Origin of the sequence: Limnohabitans sp. (assembly GCF_038134685.1) — a bacterium.
Lineage (GTDB): Bacteria > Pseudomonadota > Gammaproteobacteria > Burkholderiales > Burkholderiaceae_C > Limnohabitans_A.
Map to the genome: position 1 here is coordinate 1 of NZ_JAYPVP010000008.1, position 13,010 is coordinate 13,010.

15 protein-coding genes and 1 pseudogene are annotated in these 13,010 nt (G+C 59.8%); all 16 read left to right on the forward strand.

What is annotated here, in order from left to right; all coding sequences use genetic code 11:
* Positions 1–658, forward strand: a pseudogene (locus AAFM15_RS04875) (glutamate synthase subunit alpha); the annotation flags it as partial.
* A 31-nt stretch (positions 659–689) separates the two neighbouring features.
* Entirely contained in the window at positions 690–2,171 is a 1,482-nt protein-coding gene (locus tag AAFM15_RS04880; protein WP_341685584.1) for a glutamate synthase subunit beta, read from the forward strand.
* A gap of 88 nt (positions 2,172–2,259) precedes the next feature.
* Entirely contained in the window at positions 2,260–3,072 is an 813-nt protein-coding gene (locus tag AAFM15_RS04885; protein WP_341685585.1) for an ABC transporter ATP-binding protein, read from the forward strand.
* Positions 3,069–3,854 (forward strand): lipid asymmetry maintenance ABC transporter permease subunit MlaE, encoded by a 786-nt coding sequence (mlaE, locus tag AAFM15_RS04890; protein WP_341685586.1) that lies wholly within the window; start codon positions 3,069–3,071, stop codon positions 3,852–3,854. The genes AAFM15_RS04885 and mlaE overlap by 4 nt, the downstream gene beginning before the upstream one ends.
* A gap of 22 nt (positions 3,855–3,876) precedes the next feature.
* On the forward strand, positions 3,877–4,353 hold the full coding sequence (mlaD, locus tag AAFM15_RS04895; RefSeq protein ID WP_341685587.1) for an outer membrane lipid asymmetry maintenance protein MlaD: 477 nt from the start codon (positions 3,877–3,879) through the stop codon (positions 4,351–4,353).
* A complete protein-coding gene (locus tag AAFM15_RS04900; RefSeq protein ID WP_341685588.1) occupies positions 4,350–5,078 on the forward strand; it encodes a VacJ family lipoprotein in 729 nt (242 codons plus the stop codon). The genes mlaD and AAFM15_RS04900 overlap by 4 nt, the downstream gene beginning before the upstream one ends.
* A 56-nt stretch (positions 5,079–5,134) precedes the next feature.
* Positions 5,135–5,800, forward strand: coding sequence for an ABC transporter substrate-binding protein (locus AAFM15_RS04905; protein WP_341685589.1), 666 nt, complete (start codon positions 5,135–5,137; stop codon positions 5,798–5,800).
* 3 nt (positions 5,801–5,803) lie between these two features.
* Complete coding sequence (locus AAFM15_RS04910) at positions 5,804–6,067, forward strand: STAS domain-containing protein (protein ID WP_341685590.1); 264 nt, start codon at positions 5,804–5,806, stop codon at positions 6,065–6,067.
* 80 nt (positions 6,068–6,147) lie between these two features.
* On the forward strand, positions 6,148–7,077 hold the full coding sequence (locus AAFM15_RS04915) for an ABC transporter ATP-binding protein (protein WP_341685591.1): 930 nt from the start codon (positions 6,148–6,150) through the stop codon (positions 7,075–7,077).
* Entirely contained in the window at positions 7,074–7,829 is a 756-nt protein-coding gene (locus AAFM15_RS04920) for an ABC transporter permease (protein WP_341685592.1), read from the forward strand. Before AAFM15_RS04915 ends, AAFM15_RS04920 begins: the two co-directional genes overlap by 4 nt.
* A gap of 7 nt (positions 7,830–7,836) precedes the next feature.
* Complete coding sequence (locus AAFM15_RS04925) at positions 7,837–8,079, forward strand: BolA/IbaG family iron-sulfur metabolism protein (protein ID WP_341685679.1); 243 nt, start codon at positions 7,837–7,839, stop codon at positions 8,077–8,079.
* A gap of 7 nt (positions 8,080–8,086) precedes the next feature.
* On the forward strand, positions 8,087–9,352 hold the full coding sequence (gene murA, locus AAFM15_RS04930) for a UDP-N-acetylglucosamine 1-carboxyvinyltransferase (protein ID WP_341685593.1): 1,266 nt from the start codon (positions 8,087–8,089) through the stop codon (positions 9,350–9,352).
* A complete protein-coding gene (hisG, locus tag AAFM15_RS04935; RefSeq protein ID WP_341685594.1) occupies positions 9,349–9,996 on the forward strand; it encodes an ATP phosphoribosyltransferase in 648 nt (215 codons plus the stop codon). Before murA ends, hisG begins: the two co-directional genes overlap by 4 nt.
* 2 nt (positions 9,997–9,998) lie before the next feature.
* Positions 9,999–11,342, forward strand: a complete 1,344-nt coding sequence (gene hisD, locus AAFM15_RS04940; protein ID WP_341685595.1) for a histidinol dehydrogenase — start codon at positions 9,999–10,001, stop codon at positions 11,340–11,342.
* Positions 11,339–12,421, forward strand: a complete 1,083-nt coding sequence (gene hisC / locus AAFM15_RS04945) for a histidinol-phosphate transaminase (protein ID WP_341685596.1) — start codon at positions 11,339–11,341, stop codon at positions 12,419–12,421. The genes hisD and hisC overlap by 4 nt, the downstream gene beginning before the upstream one ends.
* Positions 12,418–13,008 (forward strand): imidazoleglycerol-phosphate dehydratase HisB, encoded by a 591-nt coding sequence (hisB, locus tag AAFM15_RS04950; protein ID WP_341685597.1) that lies wholly within the window; start codon positions 12,418–12,420, stop codon positions 13,006–13,008. The genes hisC and hisB overlap by 4 nt, the downstream gene beginning before the upstream one ends.
* Positions 13,009–13,010 lie beyond the last annotated feature (2 nt).

The following is a 13,010-nucleotide window of genomic DNA, read 5'->3' on the forward strand; positions in this document are numbered from 1 at the left end:
CAAGGGCATCACGCTCTACCTGATTGGCGACGCCAACGACTACACCGGCAAAGGTCTGTCTGGCGGCCGTGTGGTGGTGCGCCCCAGCCTGGACTTCCGTGGCGTGGCCGCGCAAAACATCATCGTGGGTAACACCGTGATGTACGGTGCGACCGGCGGCGAGGCTTACTTCGCGGGCGTGGGCGGCGAGCGTTTTGCTGTGCGTCTGTCGGGCGCCACCGCGGTGGTGGAAGGCACGGGCGACCACGGTTGCGAATACATGACCGGCGGCACCGTGGCTGTGCTGGGCAAGACCGGCCGCAACTTCGGCGCCGGCATGAGCGGTGGCATCGCTTATGTGTACGACGAAGACGGTCAGTTCGCTTCGCGCTGCAACACTGCCATGGTCAGCATGGAAAAAGTGCTGTCAACCGCCGAGCAGGAAGCTCAGATCGACCGCAAAGTGTGGCACCGCGACCAGACCGACGAGGCGCAACTCAAGAAGCTGCTGGAAGACCACCACAAGTGGACCGGCAGCCAGCGCGCCCGTGAGCTGCTGGACAACTGGGCCACGGCCCGTGCCAAGTTCGTGAAGGTGTTCCCCAACGAATACAAGCGCGCCCTGGGCGAAATCAACGCGAAGAAAGCAGCCCAGGCCGCCAAGCCTGTCGCCGCCTGATCACGAACGAACAAAGAAATAAGGAAGCATCATGGGAAAAGTCACCGGCTTCATGGAATTTGAGCGCATCGAAGAGGGCTACAAGCCCGTCGCCGAGCGCTTGAAGAATTACGGCGAATTTGTGATCGGTTTGACCGACGAGCAAGCCAAAACGCAAGGCGCGCGCTGCATGGACTGCGGAACGCCGTTTTGCAACAACGGCTGCCCGGTCAACAACATCATTCCGGACTTCAACGACCTGGTCTACCACGGTGACTGGAAGAACGCGATTGACGTGCTGCACAGCACCAACAACTTCCCCGAGTTCACCGGCCGCATCTGCCCCGCACCTTGCGAGGCCGCTTGCGTGGTGAACTTCAATGGCGACGCCATCGGCATCAAGTCCATTGAGCACGCCATCATCGACCGCGCCTGGGACAACGGCTGGGTGCAGCCGCAGATTGCCAAGGTCAAGACGGGCAAGAAAGTTGCTGTGATCGGCGCCGGCCCCGCTGGCCTGGCCGCTTCGCAGCAGCTGGCCCGCGCTGGCCACGATGTGACCCTGTTCGAAAAGAACGACCGCGTTGGCGGCCTGCTGCGTTACGGTATCCCCGACTTCAAGCTGGACAAGGCGCATATCGACCGCCGCGTCAAGCAGCTCGAAGCCGAAGGCGTGACCATCCGCACCGGCGTGGTGGTGGGCGAATGGCCCAAGGATTCCAAGGTCACCAACTGGGCCAAGGAAAGCATCAGTGCCGAACAGCTCAAGAAAGACTTTGACGCCGTGCTGTTGACCGGTGGTTCCGAGCAGTCGCGTGACCTGCCGGCCCCTGGCCGCGATCTGGACGGCATCCACTTCGCCATGGAGTTCCTGCCGCAGCAAAACAAGGTCAATGCGGGCGACAAGCTCAAGGGCCAGCTGCGCGCGGACGGCAAGCACGTCATCGTGATTGGCGGCGGCGACACCGGCAGTGACTGCGTGGGCACCAGCACCCGTCACGGCGCGGCCAGCGTCACCCAGTTCGAGGTGATGCCCATGCCCCCTGAAAAGGAAAACAAGGCGCTGGTGTGGCCTTACTGGCCGCTCAAGCTGCGCACCAGCTCCAGCCACGACGAGAGCGAGGAAAAAGGCCTGCTCAAGCGTGAATTCGCCATCTCCACCAAAGAGTTCATCGGTAAGAACGGCAAGGTCACCGGCCTGAAAACCGTGCAGGTCGAATTCAAGGACGGCAAGATGGTCGAAGTGCCCGGCTCCGAAAAGGAATACCAGGCCGACCTGGTGCTGTTGGCCATGGGTTTCGTGAACCCGGTCGCCACCGTGCTCGACTCGTTCGGCATCGACAAGGACGCCCGTGGCAACGCCAAGGCCACGACCGACTTCACCGGCGGCTACGCCACCAACGTGCCCAAGGTCTTTGCTGCGGGCGACATGCGCCGTGGCCAGTCCCTGGTGGTCTGGGCCATCCGCGAGGGTCGCCAGGCCGCACGTGCGGTGGACGAGTTCCTGATGGGCGCAACCAGCCTGCCGCGCTAATTCCTAGTACAATCCCTAGGAACCGAAGGTAAACATTTTTGTTTACCTGCGAGCCCCAAGAGCCGGTTGATACCGGCTCTTTTTATTCATGTCTACACCACCGTCCAGCGCTCTCGTTGAACTCGATCGTGTCACCTTTGGCTATGGTGATCGCGTCATCCTGCGCGATGTGAATCTGAGCGTGCCGCGTGGCAAGGTCACGGCCCTCATGGGCGTTTCCGGCGGCGGCAAAACCACCGTGCTGCGCCTGATTGGCGGGCAGGTCAAGGCCCAAGCGGGCAAAGTGTTGTTTGATGGTGCCGATGTCGGGCACATGGGTACGGCTCAACTTTACGAAGCCCGTCGTCGCATGGGCATGCTGTTCCAGTTTGGGGCCCTGTTCACCGACATGAATGTGTTTGACAACGTGGCCTTCCCGCTGCGCGAGCATGCGGGCTTGCCCGAATCCATGGTGCGCGACATTGTGCTCATGAAGCTCGACGCTGTGGGCCTGCGTGGCGCGCGCGACCTGCTTCCGTCTGAAATTTCCGGGGGCATGAGCCGTCGTGTGGCCTTGGCGCGAGCCATTGCGCTGGACCCGCAGCTGATCATGTACGACGAGCCGTTTGCAGGGCTGGATCCGATTTCGCTCGGAACCGCCGCACGCCTGATTCGCCGCTTGAACGACAGCCTGGGACTGACCAGCATCATCGTCTCACACGATGTGAACGAAACCTTCGAGATTGCCGACCATGTGGTGGTCTTGGCCAATGGTCAGGTGGCGGCGCAAGGCACGCCAGCAGAGTTGATGGCCAGCACCGACCCCTTGATTCATCAGTTTGTGCATGCGCTGTCTGACGGGCCTGTGGCATTCCATTACCCCGCGCCCACGGTGGCTGACGATTTTGGAGTGCAGGCATGAACGTATTGGATGTCTTGGCACAACTGGGCGAGAAAACCAGCAACCTCCTGCAAAGCTGGGGCTACGGCGCAAGGCTGCTTCTGCGTTTGCTGGCATCTTTGCCAGGCAGCATGCGACGCTTTGGTCTGGTGCGGGACCAGGTGCATTTCCTTGGCAATTACTCTCTGGCCATCATCACGGTCTCAGGCCTGTTTGTGGGTTTTGTGCTGGGCCTGCAGGGTTACTACACCTTGCAGCGTTATGGCTCTGCCGAGGCGCTGGGTTTGCTGGTGGCGCTCAGCCTGGTGCGTGAATTGGGCCCTGTGGTGGCTGCGCTGCTGTACGCTGGCCGTGCGGGCGCTTCGCTGACTGCGGAAATCGGCTTGATGCGTGCGGGCGAGCAGTTGACTGCGCTGGAGATGATGGCCGTGGATCCGGTCAAGCGCATACTGGCGCCGCGTTTCTGGGGGGGTGTGATTGCCTTGCCCATTTTGACGGCGGTGTTCAGTGCCGTGGGTATTGTGGGCGGCTACGCTGTCGGCGTGTTGCTGATCGGCGTGGATGCGGGTTCGTTCTGGAGTCAGATGCAAGGTGGTGTGGATGTCTTCAAGGACGTGGGTAACGGCATGATCAAAAGCGTGGTCTTTGCTGTGGCTGTGACCTTCATTGCTTTGCTGCAAGGTTTTGTGGCTCAACCCACGCCCGAGGGTGTGGCCAACGCGACCACGCGCAGTGTGGTGATTTCTTCGTTATCGGTGCTGGGGCTGGATTTCATCCTCACAGCGATGATGTTCAGCATTTGAATCGGCTGGGCAGGAGGCAGAGATGCAACGTTCTAAAAAAGATGTGTGGGTAGGTTTGTTTGTGGTGCTGGGCCTGTTGGCTGTGCTGTTTCTGGCCCTCAAGTCCGCTAATTTGCTGCAGTGGAACTGGCAGTCCACCTATAGCGTGACGGCCAAGTTTGACAACATTGGAGGCCTCAAGCCCGGTGCTGCGGTCAAGAGCGCAGGGGTTGTTGTGGGCCGCGTGGCAGGCATCGACTTTGACAATGAGTCCTTTCAGGCGCTTGTGAAACTGGACATGCAAAACCAGCACCCTTTCCCGAAAGACAGCTCGCTCAAAATTTTGACCAGTGGTTTGCTGGGCGAGCAGTATGTGGGCATCGTGCCTGGCGCCGATGAAAAGAACCTTGCACAAGGCGATCAGATCGGCACCACTCAATCGGCCGTGATTCTGGAAAACCTGATCAGCCAGTTCCTCTACAGCAAGGCTGCTGATCCGGCACCAGGAGCGGCCAAATGAAGAACGGGTTGCGCATCCTTTGCGCAGTATTGACGCTTGCTGTGCTGTCCGGCTGTGCCACTGCGCCTGGCAAAGCCGCTGATGCGCGTGATCCTTGGGAAGGCATGAACCGTTCGGTCTATAGCTTCAATGACAAGTTGGATCAAGTCGCGCTCAAGCCCTTGGCCAAAGCGTATGTGAATGTGGTGCCCTCGCCCGTGCGCACGGGTGTCAACAATTTCTTTGGCAACCTGGGTGATGTCTGGACGGCCACCAACAGTCTGCTGCAGTTCAAAGGGCAGGCCGCTGTCGAGACCGCCATGCGTGTGGTGATCAACACCACCTTTGGTTTGGGGGGCTTGCTGGATGTGGCTACCGAAATGCGTCTGCCGAAGCGCAAGGAAGATTTTGGCCAGACCCTGGGACATTGGGGTGTGCCATCTGGTCCTTATGTGGTGCTGCCTGTTTTCGGGCCGTCGACCTTGCGAGACACAGCGGCTTTGCCGCTGGATGCAAAAGGCGATCTGGTCCAGCAGGTGTCAGATGTGTCCACCCGTAACAGCCTGACCGTTTTGCACGCCACCGATACGCGCGCCGGCTTGTTGCAGGCTGTCGATGTCGTCAAAGAAGCTGCCCTGGATCCCTACAGTTTTGTGCGCGATGCCTATTTGCAAAAGCGCCGCAACGACATCTACGATGGCAACCCACCCAGCAATTTTGATTACAGTGACCCCGATCTCCAATAAAAATTTGCTTACATCCTGATATCCAAGCGATGCGGGAAGCCTCTACAGTGAGTGCCATGAACACTATGCAATTCACCTCTACACGTCGTCAATGGTTATCAGCAGCGGCTTTGGCCTTGGCTGCTGTACAAATGCCACTGGCCTGGGCGGCGCCTGAAACGCCGGATGCCTTCATTGCGCGCATCACCACCAAGACGCTAAACACCATCAAGGCCGACAGAACCTTGCGCAGCGGTGATACCAACCGCATCATGCAGCTGGTCGACAGCGAGCTGATGCAGTATGTGAATTTCCGCCGCATGACGGCGCTGGCTGTGGGACCGGCATGGCGCAAAGCCACTGAACCCCAGCGTACGCAGCTGCAAGATGCTTTCAAACTTTTGTTGGTCCGCACTTATGCCGGCGCGCTGAGCCAGCTGGGCGAGCAAACGGTGGTGGTTAAACCTGTTCGACCCGGTCAACAAGACAGCAACCTGGTCGTGCAGACCGAGGTGCGTGGCAAGGGTGACCCCATCCAGATGGATTACAGACTGGAAAAGAGTGCCGATGCCGCTTCGGGCTGGTTGGTGTTTGACATGAACGTGCTGGGCGTGTGGCTGGTGGAAAACTACCGCACCCAGTTCAGCAGCGTCATCAACGCCAATGGCATTGACGCGCTGATTGCCAACCTCAACGAACAAAACAAACGCAACGCCGGCAACGTCAGCGCTGCAGCCAAATAAACCATGATCCGTCTGCCCGCCACCTTGATGCATGCCCAGGCCGAGAGATGCCTGCGCGATCTGAGCGCTCAGATCGATGCAAGTGCGGGTGTGCTGCAGCTCGATGCGCAGGACTTGCAGGCTTTTGACTCGTCCGCTTTGGCGGTGTTGCTGGCATGCCGCCGGCAGGCGCAGGCCGCTGGCCGGGTTTTGGAAGTGCGCAACATGCCCGAACGTCTGCAATCGCTGGCGCATGTGTACGGGGTTCAAGGCCTGCTGGGGCATTGATCCCGTTCCCGTCTTTTGGGCCCTTCGCGCCTTTGGGGTGAGGGGAGCAAGGGTCTCAGCCCTTAAAATACAGATCTCCCATGAGCGCACTCCTGTTTCAAGACGTTAGCAAGCTTTATCCTGCACGCCAGGCTGGACAAGGCACATTCAAAGCCCTCGATGGCATCAATCTGAGGGTGGAAGAGGGCGAGTTTTTTGGCTTGCTGGGTCCCAATGGGGCTGGCAAAACCACCCTGATCAGCATTCTGGCGGGTCTGGCGCGTGCGAGCTCAGGCAGTGTGCAGGTGCATGGCCACGATGTTCAGGCTGACTTTGCCCAGGCTCGTCGCCTGTTGGGGGTGGTGCCTCAAGAGCTGGTGTTTGACCCTTTCTTTACCGTGCGCGAAGCGTTACGCATTCAGTCGGGCTATTTTGGCGTGGCCAAAAACGATGCATGGATCGATGAACTGTTGCACAACCTGGGGTTGAGCGACAAAGCCAACAGCAATATGCGCCAGCTCTCAGGCGGCATGAAGCGACGTGTGCTGGTGGCCCAGGCCTTGGTGCACAAGCCCCGCGTGATCGTGCTCGATGAGCCGACAGCGGGCGTGGATGTGGAGTTGCGCCAAACCTTGTGGCAATTCATTGCCAAACTCAACAAGCAAGGCCACACCGTCTTGCTGACCACCCATTACCTCGAAGAAGCCGAGGCGTTGTGCGGCCGTATTGCCATGCTCAAACAAGGTCGTGTGGTGGCGCTGGAGCGCACCTCTGACTTGTTGCGTTCTGCGTCAGCGCAAGTGCTGCGTTTCAAGATGGATGGTGTCTTGCCCGATGCCTTGGCTGCGCTGGCACGCGTGACGGGGCGGATCGTGCAGCTGCCGGTGCACAACGCCATCGAAATCGAAAACCATCTGGCTGCGGTTCGTTCGGCGGGCTTGGTGGCTGAGGATGTCGAAATTCGCCAGGCCGACCTGGAAGACGTGTTCCTGGAAGTCATGAACCGCGGTCAATCGGAGGCCTCGAAATGACAGGCTGGCAAACCCTTTTCTACAAAGAAATCCTGCGCTTCTGGAAGGTCAGTTTCCAGACGGTGGCTGCACCGGTGCTGACTTCGGTGCTGTACATGCTGATCTTTGGCCATGTGCTGCAGGATCACGTCAAGGTCTATGACCAGGTGCCCTACACGGCATTCTTGCTGCCGGGCCTGATGATGATGAGCGTGTTGCAAAACGCATTTGCCAACAGCTCGTCCAGCCTGATCCAGAGCAAGATCATGGGCAACCTGGTGTTCGTGCTGCTCACCCCCTTGTCGCACTGGAGCTGGTTTGTGGCTTATGTGGGCTCGTCGGTGGTGCGCGGGCTGGCGGTAGGCCTGGGCGTGTTTGTCATCACAGGCTGGATGGTGCACATCGAGTTTGTGTATCCGCTGTGGATTTTGGTGTTCGCCGTGTTGGGCGCGGCCATGCTGGGGGCTCTGGGCTTGATTGCTGGCTTGTGGGCTGAAAAGTTTGACCAGATGGCCGCTTTCCAGAACTTCATCATCATGCCCATGACGTTTTTGTCGGGTGTGTTTTATTCCATCCATTCGCTGCCGCCGTTTTGGCAGCAGCTGTCCCACCTGAACCCGTTTTTTTACATGATCGATGGTTTCCGTTATGGCTTCTTCGGTCAAAGTGATGTGTCGCCCTGGACCAGTCTGTCAGTGGTAGGGCTGGCCTTTGTGCTGGTCAGCACCATCGCGCTGACCTTGCTGCGCACGGGCTACAAAATCCGCAACTGAAATGAGCATGAACGCTGAACAACTCCACGCCATCATCGCAGCAGGTTTGCGCTGCGACCACCTTGAAGTCGATGGCGATGGTCGCCACTGGAGCGCCGTGATCGTCTCGCCCGAGTTCGAGGGCCTGCGCGCGATTGCGCGTCATCAGCGCGTGTACGCCACGCTGGGCACCAAAATCCAGACGGACGAAGTGCATGCCCTGTCCATGAAAACCTACACGCCCGCCGAATGGGCCAAACAACAAAGCTGAAGCACACATGGACAAACTTCTGATTCGCGGCGGTCGTTCCCTGCAAGGCACGATCGATGTGGCAGGCGCCAAGAATGCAGCATTGCCCGAGTTGTGTGCCGCCTTGCTCAGTGCCGAGCCGGTGACGCTTGCCAATGTGCCGCGCCTGCAAGACGTATCCACCATGCTCAAGCTGATTCGCAACATGGGCGTCACGGCTGAGCACCGCGAAGACGGCTCGGTCGCACTGGATGCAGGCAGTCTGAACAACCCCGAGGCACCTTACGAGCTGGTCAAAACCATGCGTGCATCGGTGCTGGCGCTTGGCCCCCTGCTGGCGCGTTTTGGCAAGGCCAAAGTTTCGCTGCCCGGTGGTTGTGCCATTGGTTCGCGTCCTGTGGACCAGCACATCAAGGGCTTGCAGGCCATGGGTGCCGACATCAGCGTGGAGCACGGCTACATGCTGGCCAGCTTGCCTGCGGGTCGCACACGCCTGAAGGGTGCACGCATCACCACCGACATGGTGACGGTGACGGGTACCGAAAACTTTTTGATGGCTGCAGCCTTGGCCGAGGGCGAAACCATTTTGGAAAACGCGGCGCAAGAGCCGGAGATTCCGGACTTGGCCGAGATGCTCATCAAGATGGGCGCCAAAATCGAAGGCCACGGCACCAGCAAAATTCACATCCAGGGGGTGGAGCGTTTGCATGGTTGCCAGCATCAGGTGGTGGCCGACCGCATTGAGGCAGGCACCTTTTTGTGCGCTGTGGCTGCGACAGGGGGCGATGTGGTCTTGCGCCACGGTCGTGCCGAACACCTCGAAGCTGTGGTGGAAAAGTTGCAAGCGGCAGGCGCCCAGATCGAAGCGGGCGAAGGTTTCATTCGCGTGCGCAGCCAGGGACGCTTGAAGGCGCAAAGTTTCCGCACCACCGAGTACCCGGGCTTTCCCACCGATATGCAGGCGCAGTTCATGGCGCTGAACTGCATTGCCGAAGGCGGCAGCAAGGTGACCGAAACCATTTTTGAAAACCGCTTCATGCACGTCAACGAGCTGGTGCGTCTGGGTGCGAATATTCAGATTGATGGCCGTGTGGCCATGGTCGAGGGCGTCAAGCAGCTCTCGGGTGCCACCGTCATGGCCACCGATTTGCGCGCTTCGGCCAGCCTGGTGATTGCCGGTCTGGTGGCCGAAGGCGAGACCCTGGTGGACCGCATCTATCACCTGGATCGTGGTTATGACCGCATGGAAAACAAACTGCGTGCGCTGGGCGCCGACATTGAAAGAGTGAAATGAGCACCATCACCCTGGCCCTGTCCAAGGGGCGCATCTTTGACGAAACCTTGCCGCTGCTCAAAGCTGCGGGTATCGAGGTGCTGGAAGATCCGGAAAAGTCACGCAAACTGATTTTGCCGACCAACAAACCCGAAGTGCGTGTGGTGCTGGTGCGCGCCACCGATGTGCCCACCTATGTGGAGTACGGCGGTGCTGATCTGGGTGTGACGGGTCTGGATACGCTCATTGAACATGGTGGACAAGGTTTGTACCAGCCGCTGGACTTGCGCATTGCCAAATGCCGCATGAGTGTGGCCGTGCGCGCCGACTACGACTATGCCGCCCAGGTGCGCACCGGCTCGCGTTTGCGCGTGGCTACCAAGTACACCAGCATTGCCCGCGATTTTTTCGCTGAAAAAGGCGTGCACGTTGACCTGATCAAGCTCTATGGCAGCATGGAGTTGGCACCACTCACCGGTCTGGCCGACGCCATCGTGGACCTGGTGTCCACCGGCAGCACGCTCAAGGCCAACCACCTGGTTGAAGTCGAGCGCATCATGGACATCAGTTCGCGTCTGGTGGTCAACCAGGCGGCGCTCAAACTCAAGCAAGCCCCGATCCGCGCCATCATCGACGCCTTTGCTGGTGCCGTGAAGAAAGACTGACGATGACTTTGCAAGCCCGCCCTTTGCGACTGAACACGGCCGACGCCGGTTTTGAGGCCGCGTTTGCGCAGCGCCTGCATTGGTCGGCAGACACCGATGCTGCCATTGAACAACGTGTGGCCGACATCCTTGCAGATGTTCAAAAACGCGGCGATGCCGCTGTGCTGGACTACACGCAGCTGTTTGACGGTGTACAGGCTGGCGACGTGAAGGCGCTGGAAATCAGCCAAGCCGAGTTGCAGTCTGCCCTGGACAGTTTGCCTGCTGTGCAGCGCGAGGCGCTTCAAGCCGCCGCCAAACGCGTGCGCCAGTACCACGAAGCGCAAAAGAAAGCCTCTGGCGAGAGCTGGAGCTACCGTGACGAAGACGGCACGCTACTGGGGCAGAAGGTCACGCCGCTGGACCGTGTGGGCATTTACGTGCCGGGGGGCAAGGCAGCTTATCCATCGTCGGTGTTGATGAATGCGATTCCTGCCCACGTGGCGGGTGTGCAGGAGATCATCATGGTGGTGCCTACGCCAGCTGGCGTGCGCAACCCGCTGGTGCTGGCGGCTGCCTGTGTGGCGGGCGTCAGCCGCGCCTTCACCGTGGGCGGTGCGCAGGCCGTGGCCGCGCTGGCTTACGGCACCGCAACCATCCCCAAGGTGGACAAGATCACCGGCCCGGGCAATGCCTATGTGGCCAGCGCCAAAAAGCGCGTGTTCGGCACCGTGGGCATCGACATGATCGCCGGGCCGAGTGAAATTCTGGTGCTGGCCGACGGCAGCACACCGGCCGAGTGGGTGGCTATGGACTTGTTCAGCCAGGCCGAGCACGACGAGCTGGCGCAAAGCATCCTGTTGTGCCCTGATGCGGCCTACATCGACGCGGTGCAGGCTGCGATTGATCGCCTGCTGCCCACCATGCCGCGCCGCGAAATCATCGCCAAGAGCCTGCACGACCGGGGCGCGTTGATCCTGACGCGCAACATGGAAGAGGCCTGCGCCATCAGTAATCGCATCGCGCCTGAGCACCTCGAAGTCTCCAGTAACGACCCGCATCGTTGGGAGCCGTTGCTGCGCCACGCGGGTGCGATTTTTCTGGGGGCCTACACCAGCGAATCGTTGGGCGACTACTGCGCAGGCCCCAACCATGTGCTGCCCACCAGCGGCACGGCGCGTTTTTCGTCGCCCTTGGGTGTCTACGACTTCCAGAAGCGATCGAGCCTGATCGAAGTGAGCGAGGCCGGAGCCCAGCCGCTGGGTCGCATTGCTGCCGAGCTGGCTTATGGCGAAGGCTTGCAGGGCCACGCCCGCGCTGCCGAAATGCGTCTGAACCCTGTTCCTCCCATGCGAGAGTCGACATGACCGTGAACCCGAAACTCATGCAACGCATCCGCCAGGACGTGCAGTCCATGCATGCCTACGCGATCCAGGACTCGGTCGGCATGGTCAAGCTCGACGCGATGGAAAACCCCTTCAGCCTGCCGCCCGAATTGCAAAAGGCGCTGGGCGAGCGTTTGGGGCAACTGGCCCTGAATCGTTACCCCGATGGCCGTGTGAATGATCTGCGCGCCGCGCTGGCGCAGTACGCGGGCATGCCCGAAGGCTGCGACATCATGCTGGGCAACGGCTCGGACGAGCTGATTTCGCTGCTGGCCATGGCCTGCGATGTGCCTGGTGCCTCCATCCTCGCACCCGTACCTGGTTTTGTGATGTACGCCATGAGCGCTCAGCTGCAAGGCCTGGCCTTCCACGGCGTTCCGCTCACTGCCGACTTTGAGCTGGACGAGGCCGCGATGCTCTCCGCCATTGCCGAGCACAAGCCGTCCATCGTCTACCTGGCCTACCCCAACAACCCCACCGGCAACTTGTGGAACGACGCGGCGATCGAACGCATCATCGAGGCCCAAGGCAAGCAGGGCGGTCTGGTGGTGATCGACGAGGCCTATCAGCCCTTCGCAAGCAAAAGTTACATTGACCGCCTGGGTCAACATTCGCATGTGCTGCTCATGCGTACGCTGTCCAAGTTTGGTCTGGCGGGCGTTCGCCTGGGTTACATGATGGGCCCCAAAGCCTTGATTGCTGAAATTGACAAGGTGCGGCCACCGTACAACATCAGTGTGCTCAATTACGAATGCGCGCTGTTTGCGCTGGAGCACACTGATGTGTTCGCGGCGCAGGCCAAAACCCTGCGCGAAGAGCGTGCCCGATTGCTGCGTGAGTTGGCGGCACTGCCCGGTGTACAGCCTTTCCCCAGCGAAGCCAACATGATTCTGGTGCGTGTGCCGGATGCAGCCAAAGCCTTTGAGGGCATGAGGGCCCGCAAAGTGCTCGTCAAGAACATTTCTAAAATGCATCCATTGCTGGACAATTGCCTGCGCCTGACGGTGGGCACTCCTGATGAAAACACCCTGATGCTCGCAGCTGTAAAGGAATCCCTATGAACCGGACCGCTGAAGTCAACCGCAAGACGGTCGAAACGAACATTCGTGTTGCCGTGAATCTGGATGGCACGGGCCAGGCCAAGTTGGCCACAGGCATTGGTTTTCTGGATCACATGCTCGACCAGATCGCGCGTCACGGTTTGATCGACCTCGATATCCAGTGCGAGGGCGACTTGCACATTGATGGTCACCACACCGTGGAAGACATTGGCATCACGCTGGGCCAGGCCTTTGCCAAAGCCGTGGGCGACAAGAAGGGCATTCGCCGCTACGGCCACGCTTATGTGCCGCTGGACGAGGCATTGAGCCGCGTGGTGGTGGATTTTTCGGGTCGCCCCAGCTTGCACATGGACGTGAAATTCACCTCCGGCATGATTGGCGAGCTGGATACGCAGCTGGTGTACGAGTTCTTTCAGGGCTTCGTGAACCACGCCGCTGTGACGCTGCACATTGACAACCTCAAGGGTTTTAACGCGCACCACCAGTGTGAAACCATCTTCAAGGCCTTTGGCCGTACGCTGCGGGCCGCACTGGAACTCGATCCGCGTGCAGCAGGCATGATTCCTTCGACCAAGGGTAGCCTCTGATC